Origin of the sequence: Streptomyces sp. MI02-7b (genome assembly GCF_033793585.1) — a bacterium.
Taxonomy (GTDB): Bacteria; Actinomycetota; Actinomycetes; order Streptomycetales; family Streptomycetaceae; genus Actinacidiphila.
The window spans coordinates 1-18422 of record NZ_JARAWX010000047.1; the positions used below are offsets into that span (position 1 = coordinate 1).

8 protein-coding genes and 3 pseudogenes are annotated in these 18422 nt (G+C 67.6%); 5 read left to right on the forward strand and 6 right to left on the reverse strand.

The window, feature by feature from the left end; all coding sequences use genetic code 11:
• Nucleotides 1–291 precede the first annotated feature (291 nt).
• From PV364_RS39630 to PV364_RS39640, 3 genes and pseudogenes are all read left to right on the forward strand, one after another.
• A pseudogene (locus PV364_RS39630) lies at nucleotides 292–461 on the forward strand (IS3 family transposase); the annotation flags it as partial.
• A 1893-nt stretch (nucleotides 462–2354) separates the two neighbouring features.
• Nucleotides 2355–6038: a S8 family serine peptidase gene (locus PV364_RS39635; RefSeq protein WP_319665802.1), complete on the forward strand. Its 3684-nt coding sequence runs from the start codon at nucleotides 2355–2357 to the stop codon at nucleotides 6036–6038.
• A 290-nt stretch (nucleotides 6039–6328) separates the two neighbouring features.
• Nucleotides 6329–7861, forward strand: a pseudogene (locus PV364_RS39640) (ISL3 family transposase).
• 148 nt (nucleotides 7862–8009) lie between these two features.
• Here the strand turns inward: PV364_RS39640 and PV364_RS39645 are convergent.
• Together PV364_RS39645 and PV364_RS39650 are read right to left on the reverse strand one after the other, a co-directional pair.
• Nucleotides 8010–8406 (reverse strand): annotated as a pseudogene (locus PV364_RS39645) (alpha/beta fold hydrolase); the annotation flags it as partial.
• Nucleotides 8407–8563: 157 nt separating this feature from the next.
• On the reverse strand, nucleotides 8564–9076 hold the full coding sequence (locus PV364_RS39650) for a DinB family protein (protein ID WP_319665803.1): 513 nt from the start codon (nucleotides 9074–9076) through the stop codon (nucleotides 8564–8566).
• Between the two features lie 169 nt (nucleotides 9077–9245).
• Here PV364_RS39650 and PV364_RS39655 point away from each other — a divergent pair, with 169 nt between their 5' ends.
• Nucleotides 9246–9467 (forward strand): hypothetical protein, encoded by a 222-nt coding sequence (locus tag PV364_RS39655; RefSeq protein WP_319665804.1) that lies wholly within the window; start codon nucleotides 9246–9248, stop codon nucleotides 9465–9467.
• An 851-nt stretch (nucleotides 9468–10318) separates the two neighbouring features.
• Here PV364_RS39655 and PV364_RS39660 read toward each other — a convergent pair.
• The 3 genes from PV364_RS39660 to PV364_RS39670 form a co-directional block, all read right to left on the reverse strand.
• Entirely contained in the window at nucleotides 10319–13918 is a 3600-nt protein-coding gene (locus PV364_RS39660) for an Ig-like domain-containing protein (protein WP_319665805.1), read from the reverse strand.
• 976 nt (nucleotides 13919–14894) lie between these two features.
• Entirely contained in the window at nucleotides 14895–15605 is a 711-nt protein-coding gene (locus PV364_RS39665; protein ID WP_319665806.1) for a hypothetical protein, read from the reverse strand.
• 20 nt (nucleotides 15606–15625) lie between these two features.
• A complete protein-coding gene (locus tag PV364_RS39670; protein WP_319665807.1) occupies nucleotides 15626–16087 on the reverse strand; it encodes a MarR family winged helix-turn-helix transcriptional regulator in 462 nt (153 codons plus the stop codon).
• 60 nt (nucleotides 16088–16147) lie between these two features.
• Here PV364_RS39670 and PV364_RS39675 point away from each other — a divergent pair, with 60 nt between their 5' ends.
• Nucleotides 16148–17284, forward strand: a complete 1137-nt coding sequence (locus PV364_RS39675) for an LLM class flavin-dependent oxidoreductase (protein WP_319665808.1) — start codon at nucleotides 16148–16150, stop codon at nucleotides 17282–17284.
• Nucleotides 17285–17413: 129 nt separating this feature from the next.
• Here PV364_RS39675 and PV364_RS39680 read toward each other — a convergent pair whose 3' ends face one another.
• The gene (locus tag PV364_RS39680; protein WP_319665809.1) at nucleotides 17414–18145 is read right to left on the reverse strand and encodes a hypothetical protein; all 732 of its coding nucleotides are present in this window, start codon (nucleotides 18143–18145) and stop codon (nucleotides 17414–17416) included.
• Nucleotides 18146–18422 lie beyond the last annotated feature (277 nt).

Genomic DNA, 18422 nt, shown 5'->3' on the forward strand with positions numbered 1-18422 from the left:
CAGCCGGCAGATCGCACTCAGGGCATCAACACGCAAGCCAGGCAGGATATGGGCCAGGCCGCCCCGGAACGGCATCCCCATTCTCACAGGCAGGATACGTAACCAACGAGGCTCCCCGGCTGCAGAGTTGAGACGTCAGACATCTCGCTCAACCGCCGGGGAGCCCCGTCCGTTCTGCACCGATCCCCGACCAGCCAACCGTCACCCGATCGGTGGCCCCGCTGAAAAGGCTCAACGAGCAGCTACTCCTGCTCCAACAGGCCGGTGTTGCAACCACTGGTTGAGTCAAGCCAGTTCACCTCCTGGGTCTTCGCGGAACGGCTCCGCTCCGGGCTTCTGCCATCCGTTCGGCACGGTCGAGACAGCCTGGACAACGCGATGACGGAGCCGTTCGGGTCCTTGATGCAGGTCGAGCTGTTGAACCGCAAACAGTGAAGACCCGGGGCGAGCTGGCGAACGCAGCCGCCCACTCTTTTTGAGCTTCGCTGCCGCACCGTCGAGGACGGCGTGAGGAACGACAGAATCCTGTCAGAGGCTGCGCTCAGGTCGAAGAGGACAGCGGAAAGGGTATCGGGATTGGTTGCCAGGGCCTGCCGGGCGAGAAAGGGGTACACGGACACTGCGCGAGACGCCGCAGGGGCGGGGCCGCCACTGGAACGGTTGCAAAGAATTTCGGGTCGACAAAAGGCGTCACGCAATTGTGAAACCTATGGCGGCCATGTGATTCCTAGGAAAAGCGGGACCTCGGCGATGGGTGTGCGTACCGAGAGCCAAGGCCCCGCCTGGAAACATCATACGCGTGTTCATTGCTGAGCCGTGGCACCCCCATGGGGGGCAGGAGTGCCGCGGCTTTTCACATGAAGACTGACCTAGGGTGGATCGGGTGGATATATCGGCCTGTTCTGCCGAGATCCCCACCCGCAGTCTCGTGACATGAACATTAAAGCAGGAGCCGGCACCTACGGGATTGCATGTAGGTCCCATCATTGTAGTAGGTGAGTGCCCCGCAACTTGTTGATACATCCCAGGTGTGGCAGGTGCGGATGAAATCGTGCTAAACCTCGAGATCCGAGGATCCGTCTCACCGGGAATCGCCCGCGATGGCTTCGGGTCGTCGCCGAGGTGCTGTTGCAGGTTCAGCATGGGCAGTGCGGATGGTTCAGCGGCTTCCGTGGCCAGCCTCGGAGGCACGGGGCCGGGTTTGCGGCGACTTCGGCCCGTTCTGGCCGTGCCGACAGGAGAGGCGGTTCGACCGTGAGCATTGTCGCGCGGATCCTGCGCGGCCCACGGCTGACGCCACCGATTCACGGCTGCCGGCCGCTGGCGGCGTTCCGGTCGTTCCGCACGGTTTGCCATCTATGACCGCTTTGCGTGAGAGACCCGAGACCTCATGTGGCTCACGGAGTCGCTCTGTGTCGGCCGCGGGCCGCCGGCGTGTGCGAGCCGCGCGTTTCGGCGAGGTCCCGCCGACCGCCGTTCCCGACTTCCTGCCGCCCCGCCCGCTCTCTGGGGCCATCTGTCCGCGATGCTCAGTGCGCCCTCCGAGGCGTGCTCACACGATGCTGAACGTTGCCGACGCTGTGAGGAGATGGGGGCGATGAATAACTCTTCGGGCTGTCCGCCCTGGACGTCACTTTGCGAGCGATACTCAACCAGGTACGCACCTCTAAATGATTGAATTTGAGTGCCAAGCCTTTGAATGGTTATGCCATTTCTCGCGGTTGGAGTCGACTCGCCCATTCCGTGCAACGAGAGATTGGCTGGACCGGTGACAAGGATCTTGTCGGAAGGCGCCAGGCCTGCCTCAAGAGACAGGGTGAGTCCCGCTGTGACTCCTCAGTGCTGCGATCTCTGACGAAGTGAAGGCACTTTGGACCGATGTGATCCTCAAGAAGGGGCGGTTTGACCTGTAATTTCAGACGCTCAGCGTGAGCTGTCACCGACCGGGTCCACCGCCGAACCGAGACTTGCCTGGTGCGCCAGGACACTGCCTGTGTTGTCCGATCTCGACAACCTTGCTGGAGCACAGTCGGCCGCTCCCGCGCAGCAGCTCTACAGGATCGTCCCATCGCCCCTTTGCTCGGTTCGCGTTGAGAACCGAATGGCGTTCCTGCGACATGTCGCAGGAACGCCATTCGAAATTTGTGACGGATGGAGCCCACTCAGCGATTATTTCGGGAAGTTGAACACGGGGCTGCGTGAAAGGGCCAGCGATACATATGAGACGGATCCGCCTCTGGGCGGCTATATCGATGTCGGCGACTGTCGTGGCGGGGGTTGCGGTGCCGGCCGGGGCCCGGTCTCCCGAGGGTGGTGCCACACCCTCGTCGGAGTCACTGGAGCGTACGGCCACCGTGCGGTTGATCACCGGTGATCGGGTCACTGTCAGCGACGCGCCGAACGGCAAAAGGGTTGCTTCTGTGCAGCGCGCACCGGGGCGCGAGAAGGTCTTCTTCCAGATCACCGAGCGGGACGGTGCACTGACCGTTCTTCCCTCCGACGCGGCAGCGCTGGTGCGGACGGAGAGACTGGACGCGGGACTGTTCGACGTCACGGCCCTTATTGCTCAGGGATACGACGAAGCGCATTCCGATGCTCTTCCGCTGATTGTGTCCCCGCCTGAAGGTACGGCCCGCGCGGCGTCCGAGCGGGTGGATGGGCTCTTGAGGTTCCATGAAGCCACATCAGAACCGCTGCGGCTGAGCAGTATCGATGCGCAATCACTGCGGGTGGCCGACCGGGACCTGGCGGCCTTCTGGAAGCAGCTCGCACCCCCGGGGCACTCCTCGATCGCGGCTACAGCCGCGACGCCCAAGATTTGGGTGGACCACAAGGTGCGTCCCACGCTGGACCGCAGCACCGGCCAGATCAACGCGCCGGCCGCATGGGCTGCCGGATACGTCGGCAAGGGTGTGAGGGTCGCGGTTCTGGACACGGGCGCCGACCAGACACATCCCGATCTCGCAGGCCGTGTCTTCGAGGCAAAGGACTTCTCCGGCAGCGGTTCGACCGAGGATCACTTCGGTCACGGTACACACGTTGCCGCCACGGTCGGTGGCAGCGGCAATGCCTCGAATGGTCTCCGCAAAGGCGTCGCGCCCAGCGCAGACCTGCTGATCGGCAAGGTGCTCGGGGACGACGGCTCCGGCAGCGAGTCACAGGTCATCGAAGGCATGGAGTGGGCCGCGGCGCAAGGCGCCAGGGTGGTGAACATGAGCCTGGGCGCCGACATGGAGACCGACGGCACCGACCCCATGAGCCAGGCGGTCAATGAGATCTCCCGAAGCAGCGGGGCGCTCTTCGTCGTTGCCGCAGGCAACAGTGGCGAGCAGGGCGCCACGACGATCGGTACGCCGGGCGCGGCAGACGCCGCCCTGACTGTTGGTGCCGTTGACCGCGATGACTCGCTGGCCTCCTTTTCGAGCCGTGGCCCGCGCTATGGCGACCGCGCGGTGAAGCCGGACATCACGGCTCCCGGAGTCGGAATTGTCGCGGCGCGCGCCGCCGGCACCAGCATGGGAATGCCCATCGACCAGTACTACACCGCGGCGGACGGCACCTCGATGGCCACGCCTCATGTGACGGGCGCGGCGGCGCTTCTGGCCGGTCAGCACCCCGAATGGGGAGCCGAACAGCTCAAGGACGCGCTTGTCAGCACCTCTCATACGGTGCCGGGTCAGGTGCCGACCGAGCAGGGTGGCGGCCGTGTCGACGTGAAGGCGGCGATGTTCGGCCCTGTCACTGCCACGGGGTCGATCACCCTGGGCAACTATGGCTTGGACGGATCTCCCGTGGAGCGGGCGGGGGTGATCCGCTACACGAACCACTCCCGGAGCGAGGTCTCGCTGAGCCTGCATGCCGAATTGGCGACCCTTGCCGGTGGAAAGAAGCTGCCTGCGCAGGCGCTGAAACTGGGTGCGAACACGATCCGGATCGCCCCGGGTGCGAGCGTAGAGGTGCCGATCGGCCTCGACCCCTCAAAGGCTGGTCGCGGCAACTACTACGGCTACGTCACTGCCACCTCTTCGTCCGGCGAACCGGTCCACACGACCCTCAGCCTGTCGCTCCACGCCCCGGTGCACAAGATCACCATGGACTCGTACGGTCCCGCCGGCGATCCCATCTACTGGGACTTCCTGCAGGTCTTCGGAGGGGATGCGGATGTCCAGTTCTCCGACTCCGACCCATCGGTCGCCGAGGTCGAGGAGGGCACGTACCAAATCGGCGCCACCGCAGTCGAGTGGACCTCTACAGGGGCGCGGGTCAGACAGATCCTGCAGCCCGAAGTGAAGGTCACCGCCGATACGACCGTGAGGCTGGACGCACGGACAGCCAAGCTGATGCGCGTACACACGCCTAACCCTGCTGTACGGCGCAACGACCTGTCGTACGAGATGTACCGGAAGATCGACGGGACGGTTCTGGACCAGACCATCGCTTTCGACGGGGGCGCCGAGACGATGGAACTGTACGTGAGTCCCACGCGCAAGGTCACCGAGGGCGAGTTCGAGTTCAACTCCCGCTGGGAGATGACGGCTCCGCAGCTCATCACCAAGGTCCGCGACGCGGACTTCGACCTCACTCCGTACTACCTTCCGGCGTCAGTCCCCTTCGACGCCGAGGGGGAGCGGCTCACCGCCGTGGACGCGGGGACCAAGCAACAGCCTGACCTGCGGCCCAGTACTGTGCGGGGCAAAATCGCCGTCATCCGTGACGACACGGCGGGCAACGGTTACGACCTCGCCGAGGTAGCTGCCAAAGCAGGCGCCAAGGGCATCATGATTGTCCTGCCGGAAGGGTTCCAGGCGTGGACCCAGTGGGAACCGACGGCCCCAAGGTCCGCCGTTCCCGTGATCCGGGTGGACGGCGCCCAGGGCGCGGCGCTGCTGCAGCATATGAAGAGGCACAAGGCCGTCATCGACATCTCCGGGACGGTAAAGAGCCCCTACCTGTACGACATCAAGGCGATATGGCCGCAGCAGATCCCGCAGGACGCGACGTACACGGTCTCGGACCGCAACACCGCGCGGGTGAAGGCGTCCTACGCGGACAACGGTGCACTGGCCTGGGACGGTGAGCAGCGCTTCAGTTGGCGCCCCTACGCGGATGTCGCTTGGGAGACCTCGCGTCCGGCCCCGACCGGCGGGACGCGTACCGAGTACGTCACCTCCGGGGACACCCAGTGGCAGCACTACGTCAACTTCATGACCCCGGTCTACTGGGAACTGCCGATGGTTTCGGGGCTGAGGGACACCCCCCGCACTTTCAAGGCGGGCGAGAAAACCCACGAGGAGTGGTACAAGGCCGTCGTACGGCCCTCGATTCCGCGTGGATGGAACCGTCCCTCGGCCCGTGACGGTGATGTCCTCCGTCTGGCCATCCCGGAGTACACCGACTCAGAGGCCAGCCACTGGGCCCGCCAGGACACTGCCATCCCGTGGAGCCTGCGGACCTCCGCAGAGCCCGGTGCGACGGCCCAGGCGACCTACCAGGGCGACAAGGTGACATCAGTCCTTTACCGAGACGGCAGGAAGGTGAGCGAAGCCGACAATGCCTGGGGCAACTTCGTGGTTCCCGCGGGGGAAGCCCGCTACCGCTTGGACCTGACGACCGAGCGCCTGAGCCAGGACTGGGAGACCGGTACCCGTACGTCCACGTCCTGGACCTTCCGATCCGGCACCACGACGGCGGAGACGCTGCTGCCGCTCCTCCAGGTCGACTACGCGGTTCCGGCCGACCTACGGAACACGGTCGGCGGAGGCAAGCGGCACGACATCGATCTGACCGTCAGGAACCAGGACGGCCTCGCCACCCCCACCGGGGTGAAGCTGTCGGTGGAGGCGTCATTCGACGACGGCACCTCCTGGACGGGACGGGTCCACGTCGAGAACCGCGGCCACAACGGGTTCACCGCGACCATCGAACGCCCGGACGGCAAGCCCCACGAGGCATACGTGACCCTACGGGTCACAGCCTCCGACAAGGCGGGCAACACGGTGCAGCAAACCGTGGAACGGGCCTACCGGCTCAGCAAGTGAGCACGGCGCCTCTGCGGCGACCCCGCAGAGGCGCTACTCAAACCGTTCGCAGCGGACTTGAGCTACGAACCAGGTGGTGCGCGCGCCCATGCCGAACCCCTGCTTGCACAGGCCGCCCGGACGAGTACTTCAGCAGCGTTGCGCTATAGGGCCTCCTGCACAGCTCATGGGTGTCGAATCCAAGTGAGCAACAGGAGGCCTTGTGCAGTCCTGCGGGGTGTGTCAACTTAACGGCCCTGTCTCACATTCGGTGGTGACGGAGAGTTGTGAGGGTCGTTGTTTTTCATGTGATGGATGTCAACGAGCTGGTGCGGATGGTGTTTTCGGGTTTGTCTCCGCTGGTCATGGAGGATGTGGCTGGCGAGGGTGAGCGGATTGTGGTGCGGGCCCGGACTCCGTTGGACACTGCGGTCTGCCATGTGTGCGGGGCCTCGTCGGGTCGGGTGCACGGCTGTCACTGGCGGACGGTGTCCGACGTTCCGGTCGACGGGCGCCGGGTGGTGGTCCGTGTGCGGGTGCGGCGTCTGGTGTGTCCCACGCGGGGCTGCCGCCACACCTTCCGCGAGCAGGTGCCCGGGGTGCTGGAGCGATACCAGCGACGCACGGCCCGGCTGAACGAGCAGGTCAAGGCCGTGGTCAAAGAGTTAGCGGGCCGGGCGGGAGCGCGTCTGCTGGCGATACTCGCGGTAGGCCTGTCCCGTCACACCGCCCTGCGCACCCTGCTGCGCATCCCGTTGCCCACCGGGCGGACGCCCCGCGTGATCGGCGTCGACGATTTCGCCCTGCGCCGGCGGCACCGCTACGCCACCGTGGTGATCGACGCCGAGACCCATGAGCGGATCGACGTGCTGCCTGACCGCACCGCCGACACGCTGGAAGCGTGGCTACGCGCACATCCGGGCGTCGAGGTCGTGTGCCGCGACGGCTCCACGACCTATGCCGAGGCCATCCGCCGGGCCCTGCCCAACGCGGTGCAGGTCGCCGACCGGTGGCATCTGTGGCACAACCTGTGCGAAGCCGCCCTCAGCGAGGTGAAGGCACACAGCACCTGCTGGGCCACCGTACTGGACGCACCCATCTACGACGGGCCGCGCGCCCGAACCACCCTGGAACGCTGGCACCAGGTCCATGACCTGCTCGACCAGGGCGTGGGCCTGCTCGAATGCGCCCGCCGACTGCAGCTGGCCCTGAACACCATCAAACGCTACGCACGAGCCGACCGGCCCGAGCGCATGCTCCGCGTCCCCAAATACCGAGCCGGCCTCGTCGACCCCTACCGCGACCACCTGCGAAAACGCCGCTCCGAGGACCCCGCCGCCCCCGTCAAGCGCCTCTTCGAAGAGATCAAGGCCCTCGGCTACACCGGCTGCCTCAACCTCCTGCACAAGTACATCAACCAAGGCCGCGCAGACGCCGACCGCAGCCACATCTCCCCACGCCGGCTCGCCCGGAGGTTCCTCACCAGGCCCGACAACCTCAAGACCGAACATCGCGACCTCCTGGGACAGCTCACCGCCGCCTGCCCCGAAATGACCCAACTGGCCGCCTAAATAACGGACTTCGCCCACCTCCTGACACCCCGCGAAGGAAACGCCGACGGGCTCGCGCGCTGGATCGTGCAGGTCCGCACAACCGATCTGCCCCACCTGCACTCCTTCGCCCGGGGCCTGGACCGAGACCGGGACGCAGTGATCGCCGCGCTCACGCTTCCGTTCAGCAACGGCCCCACCGAGGGCGTCAACACCAAAACCAAGCGGATCGCGCGCCAGATGCACGGACGGGCAGGCTTCACCCTACTTCGCCACCGCATCCTCCACGGATAGCAGCACGCTCCGTCACCACCGAATGTGAGACTGGGCCGTTTATTAGACACTCCCGATCGCGGCGAACAGCCACACCAAGGGCGGCCAGACCGTTGGCTGCACAGACCCGAGCGAACCGCCGAGCTGCCCAGGTAGCCCGCCTGGGCCAGCCCTGGAGAGTGGCGAGCCACTCGGTCAGGAGGCTGTTGACCTCGTCAGGGCGCTCCTGCTGGATCCAGTGGCCGCAGCCTTCCAAGATGTGGGAGGCCGACAGGCCGGGGAGGGTGGTGGGGGTAGGCGTCGATGGCGTCCGACATCCAGGTGGTGGAGGCGTCCAGGGCGCCGCCGATGAACAGGGACGGGTGCTTGACCGGGGCGCCGCGATGGGGGGCGAGGTCTTCCCAGTCGCGGTCCATGTTGCGGTAGCGGTTGAGCGCGCCGGTGAGGCCGGTGCGCTCGAACTCCCCGGCGTAGACGTCGAGGTCGTCCTTGCCCAGCCAGGCCGGGAGGACCCCTGCGGGGAAGCGGTCGCGCAGCCGGCCGCCGGGGCGGGCAACGAAGAATGGGTGCCTCTGCGGATGCTCCGCAGCAGGCGCCACCCCTCGTCGTCATCGATCTCGCGCACACATGTTCCGCCACCCGGGCACCCTGGCACTATGCGCCGCCCGGCACGAACTCCGCGGCGCGTCGCTCACCGTAAGGCGGGGAGGACCTGATCTGGTGTCATACGCCAGCTGTGCCGTCGATGCGCTCCCGGACCAGGTCGGCGTGGCCGTTGTGGCGGGCGTACTCCTCGATCATGTGGACGTAGATCCAGCGGAGGTTGACGTCCTGCCCCATGAAGCTGCCTGTGTCGGTCAGAGCACGGTCGGCGCAGAGCTCACGGGCGCGGGCGATCTCCGCCTGCCAGGTGGCGAGGGCGTGCTGCAGTGTGGCGCCCTCGGCCAGTTCGAAGCCGCCGTCGGGGGCAGACGGGTCGGCCTGCGGGTCGTAGATGGGCGGGGCCTGTTCTCCGGCGAACACTCGGCGGAACCAGTTCCGCTCCACCTCTGCCATGTGCTGGACGAGGCCGGTCAATGTGAAGCCGGACGGTGGCACGGACGGGACGGCGGCCTGCCCGTCGTCCAGGCCCTCGCACTTCGTGGCGAGGGTGGCGCGGTGAAAGTCAAGCCAGCTTTCGAGTGTGGTGCGCTCGTCGGCGTTCAGGGGCGGCAAGGGGCGTTCGATGGAACTCATCGGTCGATTATCGGCTATCGCCGAAGCCGTCGACTCCGCTGCAGCTGGTCAGCGCGGTCCGTGCCGACGGCCGCCTGGCTGTGCTGCTGCGGGGCGCCCCGCGCGCGGGTGGCCCGAACGGCGCGGGCCGATAGCTCGCGGGCCGTCCTGGCGATTGCCCGGTGGGGCCATGGCGACTGACCAGCAGCAGTTCGACGTGCGCGTCGGTGATGTCCTCGGCCGCGTCAGGGAACGTGCAGCCCGCCAGGGCATGTCCGTCCAGGTCTCTGTGTCAGGCCTGGTCGAGCAAGACGTCGACCCAGCCGGCGAGGACTTCGTGGCTGGTTTGGTCGACGACATGACGGCGACGCTTGCCGAATTCGAGGAGAACTTCCCGGCGGGCCTGCGCTGACGTACCTGCGTATTGACGCCCGCTGGATCGAAGAGGCCCTCCAGCGCCTTGAGGGACAGACAGGCCGCGAGACCGGAATCGACGACTGGCGAACGCCGGCAGGCGCCGTCTACCGGCACGCGTACGAATTCCACGCCGGCGAGCCCTTCTAAGGGGAAACTCCGGTTCGGGCTGCGGTCCTCCTGCAGATGTTGGTCACCAACCGCCCGCTGACCGACGACAATGCGCTGGCGGGAAGCGCGCTAGCCGGCCGCCGGCTTCCGCGACGGCACCCTCACCCTCAAAGACGGCGCCGCGCACCTGCGTTCTGGGCCGCCTCATGACACGGCGCTCCGCCCTGCACACCTGAGAAGAGACACAGTGGCGATCACCCGGAGCGGGAGGAGCTCGGCGCGTCGGGTCCGCGCCGAGCTTCTGTGATCCCCGAACCGGGGAGCCGCCTTTCGTGCAGCGCCACCACACCCACCCGGGGCCGGCCTCCCTTACACCAGCGACACGACGCCACTTTCCAGGTCGCTCGTCACACAGCCATGCCGACCATCTTCCGCGGACTGCCTGGATCGGGCCGCAGCCGACCTACTGCACGACTACCACGCTGGGACCTGGCTCCCGACCGGGAACCCCCACTCCGTGTGCCTTCCTGTACGGACGGGAGAACCGCCACTCCCGAGAGGAAGGAGCCCGCTGCCGGTGCCCCTGGCTTCGGAAAGGCCCCCGGTCGGCGGCTGCCAGGAGTTCGGCCCGCGCTGGGCCCTCTCCCGCCGGCGGGCGGGGAGGACTCGACGAGTCCGGCCTCGACGCCGGTGGGGGAGAGACCCGGTCGGCCCCCCCACCGCGTCAGCCGACCCGGATCAGGTCAGTGTGAGCTTCTTGTGCGCCGAAGTACTGCTCACATAATTGCCGTTCCCGCCGTAGACGGCCGTGACCGTTGCTGTTCCCTTCTTGTTGGGCAACTTGATCGTGAAGCTGTGAGCGCCCTTCGCGGCTGCCGTCAGGGTGACCTTGGTGGTCGCGGTCGTGTTGCCGACCTTGACGGTCACCGTGATCGTGCCCGTCGGATAGGCGGCGCCGCTGTGGCTGCCCACCACCACCCGGACCTTCTCGGTCTTGCCGTGCGTCGCCTTGGTCCGGGACAGTGTGAGCGTCGTGGCCGACTTCGCCTTGGCGACCTTCAGCTTCTGCGTCGCGACACCGCTGGGGGCGACGACGTCGGTGCCGGTGAACTGTACCGACACCGTGTGGGTGGCGACGGACAGGGACGCCGGCAGCGTGAACCTGCCGGAGCCCGAGGCGCCGACCTTCGCGGACAGCGAGCCGGTTCCGTAACTGACCTTCACCGTGCCGCTGTCGGCACCCGCCACCGCGAAGATCCCGGAGACCGCGTGCCCGTAGGTGGTGGAGGCCTGCTGCAGCGACACGGCGATGGCGCTGTGGCCCTTGGTCAGGACGAGCTGCACGGCGTCGGAGGCCGAGGTGTCCGCGGTGGCGGTTCCCTCGAAGGACGCGGTGAAGCTGTGCGTCCCCGCCTTGAATCCAGCCGGTACGGACAACGATGCCGTCCCGCCGGTGACCGTGCCCTGCCCGAGGACGGTGGTTCCGTCGCGGAAAGTCACCACTCCGCCGTCGGCTCCGTCGCCGGTGACGGCCGCCTTCAGCGCGACCGCCTTGTTGATGCCAGGAGCGGCCGGGTTCAGGCTCAGGGTCGTCGATGTCGTGGCGAGCACATCGATGTCAGCCGTCTCGGTGTAGCCCGAGCCGGCTCCGACCGCGGTGACGGTGGTGCCGCCGTAGGCCAGGTCGGCAGGCAGCACGGCCTGGAACGAGACGGTACCGTCGCTGCTGGCGACGGCGCTGCCGAGCGACGTGGAAGCGAGGGTGAAGGCCACGCTCTCGCCGCTGCGGTAGCCCGAGCCGCCGACCGTGACCGTGGCGCCCGGAGCGGGCTTGCTGTCACTGACCGCCAGCGTCCCCGGCTGCGAGAGTGCCTGGTGTTCGGCGCAGACGCTGCCCTGGGCACCGACCGGGGGCGCGGCGGACGTGGTGCCCGTGGTGCCGTCGTCCTCGCGGACCGTGAGGGTGCCGAAGTCCTGGCTGCCCAGGACCGCGTTGGTGGAGTTCGAGACCCCGATCTTGTACGCGGTGGTCGGGGTGGCTCCGGCCACGGTGTCGCCCGTCACGGGGACCGTCACCGCCTGGCAGGTCGTGCCGGGTTGGAAGGTGACGGGCTGCATGGCGAGGCCGACCTTGCCGGTGGCCGAACCGACCACGGTCAGGTATGCGGTGACCGGCGACGAGCTCGGCTGCGAGAGGTAGACCGCGACATCGTCCGTGCCGGGGCCGCCGCCTTCCTCCGCGGTCGTCGACGCGACGTTCACCGTGGTCCGCGTGCGGGGGTCGGGGGTGCCCACGCCCTTGCTGTCGAAGCCCAGGTCCGACAGGTACACGCCACCGGTGGTCACGGCGTCGACGCCGACGGCCGCGGTGAACGTGACCTTCGCGAGGTGCTTGAGGTCCAGACCCGCTGCGGCCAGGGTCGCGGTGGGCACGTGCACCTGCTGCAGCACGATCTTGTTGAGGTTGGTCGACGTGCTGGACGGCATCCTGGTGACGCCCCACCCGTTGAGGTCGGACACCAGGTCGCTCCAGGTGTGACCGGAGGCGTCGGTCACACTCAGCGTCATGTCCGTCCCGGTCGTGACGCTCTCGTCCGGGGACATGTTCACGGTCATCTCTTCATAAGCGGACACGTTCCGCTGTGCGGCCGGGATGGTCACGGCGAGCGCTCCGGTGGCCGCCGTCCAGGTCAGGTGTGTCATCGGATTCAGCGGGACGTTCGGTGCGAACGACGCGGGGGTCCAGTAGGGCACCTGCTGGTTGGTGAGCGTGCTCCCGGGGTTGGTGCAGTACGGCAGGGGTTCGGGAACGGTGCGGCCGTACTTGTTGGCGCAGACCGTGGCCGTCGCCCCGGTCGTGGTGCCGATCAGCGGGCTGGTGGTCTTGAACGAGGCGACGTCCTCGCGCAGGGACGAGGGCTGCTCGGCCACGGTACGCACGTCGGCGAAGTCCGCCACGGAGGGCGGTTCCAGCTGCGAACCGTCGAACATCCCCTGGAACTGGTTCTGTCCGCCGAGGGTCAGCTCGAAGAAGCCGGAGATGTAGGCCGCGCCGACCTGGTTCTGCTGCTCGGCCGTGAGCCGGATGTTCTTGCCCGAGGCCAGAGCCGTGCTGCTCGTGCCGCAGACGGCGTCGTTGGAGCTCGACCAATCGTCCGAGCCTGCCGGGAAGGGCGGGGTCCACGACGTGTTGAAGAAGTTGTGGTCGGCGCCCATGACCCAGATGTCGGAACGCTGGACGTCGTCGGAGAAGGTGTTGCCCCGCGAGTCGGCGTAGAAGTGCTGACCCTGCTGGTCGGACACGTCACCGTCGCAGTACGGCAGCAGTGTCGTGGTGACCACGTCCGGCAGGGTGGCGCGAGTGAAGTCGATCGGGGCCAGGGCGAAGACCGACTTGATGTTCCACGGCTTCGCCAGTCCCGCGTTGAGGGTGCCCGCGGTCACCACGCCCTCGCCGCCCCGCGAGTGGCCCATGAGCCCGATCCTGCTGAAGTCCATGGTGCCGACGAGCTGCGCGGCGGTCAGGGCGCCAGCCGGGTAGGTCGCCTGGCCGGCGACGAGCGCCTGGTCCAGCGTCACGTCCCGGTCGGTCGCCGCGTCGTGGTAGCTGACGGACTCACCCTGGTTGGCCTTCTTGAGCATGGTCAGTGTGTCCAGGGCCAGCTGGCCGCGCGTGATCGCGCCGTCGTCCGGGGAGAGCTGGTTGTCGTTGGCGTTGATGGCGTTCGCCGAGATCGACACGACGGTGTAGCCGTCCGCGGCGAGTGCCTTGCCCGCGCCGTCGTAGCCGGCGTAGCTCACAACCGGGGCGGTGCCGTCGGGGCAGGGCCAACCGCTGGCGCCCCTGAGCGTCGTGAGATTGTAGCAGGAGCTGTGGCGGCCGTGCACGAAGACCACCAGCGGGTGTGCGCCTGCGCTGCTGGGCAGGTAGATACGGCCTTCCAGCTCGCCTCGGATGCCGCCGATGTCCGCCAACGGGAGCGACTGCGCACCGAAGTTGTAGTCCGCGATCGTGTACGGAGACGTGCCGATGGTCGTCGGGTCCCCGGAGGTGGACCCTGAACCGCCGATGCCGTTCGGGATCGCCGAGAGCCGCTTCAGGGCCTTGGCCTGTGCGGCCGCCGACGGCAGCGTGGTCGGGCCGGTGGCGGTGCTGTCACCCCCGCTGGACCACTGCCAGGTGATCGACTTCGCAGTGGCCGGCGAACTGTCGGGAGTGGTGACCGTGAGCGTGCGCCCATCGGCGGACTCCGTGGCCGGACCGAGGTCGACACCGTCGGCCAGCAGTTCGGGGGCGTCGTCCTTCATGGGCAGTGCCGCGTCCAGTGTCAGCGACACGGCATAGCCGCCCGCGGCCTGGGTGACGGACCAACCGTCACCCGAAGCAACCACAGACGTGCCGGGACCTTCGGAAGCGGATGCCGGGGATGCGGCGACCGACAGCGCACCAAGCGCCATGAGTCCCGCGACACCCCCGGCCAGCGGACGCAACAACCGCGCCCGCAGGGGATCGGATATCTCCACCAGTGCCAGACCTTACTCACGAGCGCACGGACTGGCGCCCGGCGTGCGGCGCGCGCGTCAGTCCGTGCAACGACGGCTACTGATCCATAGCCCGGCCAAAGGTTGACAGATAAACAAGTAAAATTGAATAAAGAAATTTTGATGTTGCATCTTGTTTATCCCGGCGCCATGGAACCCCAGCTCCCGCTTTTTCTTGGTGAACCGTCAGAAATAGATTTCCGTCCGGTAATCGGTACGTGCTATCCGATAAGCAGTCGACTCCCGCGTCAGTGGACTGCTGATGGCACGCAGAAGCGGCTGCGGGCCGGAGAGCGCCCCACCCGGATCGCCCGGCGAAGGGGGCCGCTGGGTGAGATCCCTCGGTCCGGGTCGGGCGACCTGCGCTGCTTGCCGCGGCGATCTACGGCTCCGCCCGCTGTATACGGTCCCGGACCGTCCCGGGCAGGCCGCCCATCCCTGGAATGGCGCGACCCAGGTGATGTGCGCATGATGACCGTGTCAGGGCGACTGCGAGTCGTGCCTCCTCTGACCCTGCCTCGTACTGCTCGCGTCGAGTGGCTGACCACCTTCGACTGCCACAGCGGGCTCGGACAGGGACGGAGCCACCCACTCGGCGTCCGGCCATCGACATCCCGGAGTCTTCGCGGTCTCGGCTCATTGCGTGCGCCTACCCCTTGAACCAGGTCATGAGGCGCGTGGGTTCTTCGCCGCACCCGTCGGCGCCGCGAGCGCCACGCTGCGGCGTTGAGCTGCCGCTGGGGCCCGAGGGCGTCTTCGCCGTGGACGTGGATCAGAGCACGCCGGTGGTAGACCGCGCCGCCGACGGCGCCGCCCAACAGGACCCACAACACCAGGCGTTGTCTCGGGCGGGTCGAGTGCGTCGAATGAACCGCCTGGTTCGAGTCGCACCGCGGCAATCGCCACGGACCAAGATCATCACATATCGAGATCCACTTTCGATGCACACCCTAGAGCGCGCGGTGACGGCGGCCAGGGCGCGTGGTTCGGCGAGGCCGTTGGCGTAGGCCTTCCGCTGCGCCGCCGTCCACTGCGAGGCGCCGGAATCCCACGATTCTGAAAGGGGCACGACGTGGTCGGAGATGCGCACGGTGCCGCCCGGCCGCGTGTAGGTGGGCAGTTCGCGGAACTTCGGGCGCTGGAGGAGATGGAGGCGGCTGGAGGTGCCGGGGTCCTCCTCGAAGACGACCGGGTCTTCGATCCTGGCCTCGTCCAGGACGAGGTTTTGCCGGGCGGTCGACTGCTGGTCGGTCGAGACCTGCTTGCAGCAGCTCCGGCGAGTCAGGGTCGCGCAGCGGGCGCAGGGCGCCGGTGGCCGGGACACTGGCGGTGAAGTGTAGCGGCCGAGCACGTTGAGGTCCGCGTGCTCGAGCAGGGAGACGCGGGCGACGTCTTCGTCCAGGACGTCGTGCTCGCGTTCCTCGGCGGACAGGGCCCGCAACTCTCCGACGACGGCGTCGAGACAGCGGGTCGTCCGAGGCATTCCGGTTGAATGAGGGCCTTTCAGGACCCGTCCGGAGTACTGATCAACACCTGCAGCGCCTTCACCAGGCGCGCCGCGTCCTTCTCGCCGAGCGGGGCGAGAAACTCGCGTTCCGCCGCCTCGCGGGCGTCCTCTGCGTCGGCCCGCACCTCTTTGCCCCGCTCCGTCAACTCAACCAGGTTGCGGCGGCGGTCCTCCTCACTGCGGCGCCGTTCCACCAACCCCTTGCCCTCCAGCGCGTCGACGAGCGCAACCATCGTCGTGCGGTCCACGCCCAGTCGCCGCGCGGCGTCCAGTTGCGACAGCGGGCGACCAGCCGCCAGCACCGCGAGCACTGCCAACTCCCGCGCGTCCAGCCCGAACGGGGCCAGTACGGGCCCTGCGTGCTCGGCCAGCCGGAACTGTGCGTGCTTGAGCAGGTATCCCAGTCGCGTGCCGAGCAGTTCCTCGACGGCGGCCCCGTCGTCGTCATTCTCCGCCATCCCAAAATCTTAACCCTGCCTGATAATCAGCACCACTGACGATCATCTATGATGATGGTCATGCTCATTGACGCACCTCGCTGCACGCTCCGCTTCGGCGTCAAGACGACGCCCATGCACCTGGCCTACGACGACATCCTCCGCGTCTGGGAGGAGGCCGACGAACTGCCCGAACTCGACGACGCCTGGCTGTGGGACCACCTGATGCCGCTGGCCGGGCCGCCCGGTGGCGCTGTCCTGGAGGGCTGGACGCTGCTGGCCGCACTGGCCGCTCGCACCACCCGACTCCGTCTCGGCCTGCTCGTCACCAGCAACATGCTGCGCGCCCCCGCCCACCTCGGAAAGATCGCCACCACCGTGGACGTGATCTCCAAAGGGCGCCTGATCATGGGCCTGGGCGTCGGCGGAACCCGGCAGCCCGACGGCCCCAACCCGGCCGTCGCCGAGTACGCCGCCTACGGCCTCCCGCTCCCGAGCCCAGGCGAGGGCCTCGCCCGCCTCACCGAGACGATCACCATTCTGCGCCGCATGTGGACCGAGGAGGTCTTCGATCACGACGGCCTCTTCCCCACCCTGCGCGGCACTCGGAACGGCCCCGGCCCGGCCCGGCCCGGCGGGCCGCCGCTGCTGCTCGGTGGCTGGGGCGACCGGACGCTGCGCATCATCGCCGAGCACGCCGACATCTGGAACGTCCCCGGCCTTGCGGGCTTGCGCCGGTTCGCCGCGCAGCACGCAGCCGCGCACGCCAAGGCCGCCACCGTCCGGCCGAACGCCTCGTGCCACTGCCGGGCCCGGCAGTGCACCGCCCACGGCGACACCAAGGTCCTCTGCGCGGGCAGCGTGGTCCTGATCGTGCAGCACGACCCGTCGATCGGCCAGGTGTGGACCGTCTCGGAGGTCTGCCTGGCCTGCTCCCCGCTGGTCCCGCACGCCATCGTGGTGGCGACCGCTGTCAGGGCCCGGCCGTTCTGCCGCCGCCTCGCGGCCTGCGACCACGGCCTCTGCCCAGGCCCCGGCCGCGTCCGTGGTGGCGTGAGGTTTCTCCGCCGTCCCCACCTTCTCCGCATCGCCCGGCGATCCGGGCACCCCGCGACGGGGTCCCCGGGCCGGATCCCGGCGGCCGCGACGGCAGCCCGGTGGAGGAGGAGGCCGCCGCTGACGAGGCGCCCGCACCGCACCTCAGACGGCCGCCCCTGAACCTGGTCGTGGTCGTCGGGGGCGGGCTGGAACAACCGTCGGCCCCACGACGGTTGTGGCGCGCCGTGAGCGTCAGGGATTGCGGGCGGCCAGGGGCGGCCGCAGTTCAGCGCGTGGGCGGCGTTGGCGTCACCGCAGGGGCATGAGTTTGGGCGAGCCGCCGGGCAGCGTCGCGTACTCCAGGTGGTAGGCCGGGAGCTTGGACGTGTCCATCAGCCGGAAGCCGTTGTCGTACCCGCCCACCGTGGTGGTGCCCTTCTTTCCTGCTGCGACCCAGTGCAGGACCACGCTGTAACCGCAGTCCGTGCAGCCGCCGTTCGGTCGGCCTTTCAGGTGGAGCGAGAAGACCTCGGGGTCGTCCTCGGCGACCTTGAACGGGAACGTAACTGCCGGCTTGACGACCTTGTCGGAGAACTCCGCAGTCTCGGGCTTGGCCGTCAGGACGGGTGGCGTCTTCGACAGATCTACGTCGAAGTAGCGTTCGGACACGCCGCCGCCGCATTCACCTGAGGTGACCACGATCCCTCCCACGGGCTTGGTGCTCTTGGCCGTGACGGTCACGTCCATCGACATCAGCAGCACACTCCTGTTCGTGTTGCCTTGCACGGTGATGTACGTGGGACCACTGAGGTCGATCGCGTTCTTCGGAGGCTTGAGTCCCGGCTGGAGCTGCGCGATGTACTGCTTCGGTGTTCCGTCGAACCAGACCGTCGGGCACTGACTGCCTCCGGCGTCGGCCCGCACGGCGATCGGGGACGCGCCGGCACCCGGTCGGTGCCCTTCACCGTCAGGATGGTTGGCGAGGGCTCCGGATGCAGCGATCCCCGCCACGGCGGCGACGATCAGCGCACCGATTGCCACTGAATCATCCTTTAAAATTCGATCAGGCGGGAGTTCGGTTCGGTTCCTAGCCATCTTTCGAAAACTCATGAAGGCTACTCAAAGAACTAATTTTCCATACTGGACTCCTCATGAGCCAGCCAGGCGTCAAGAGAAAACCGATGGCTATGAGCCACAGAGCCGACCTGCAGCCAATCAACGTTCCGGCCGTCCCGCCGAGGATCGATCCTATCGGTCGACTTCCCCAGGTAAATACCCGTGTGGAAGCACGGGTGCGAGCCCGCAGCCAAGGTGGACA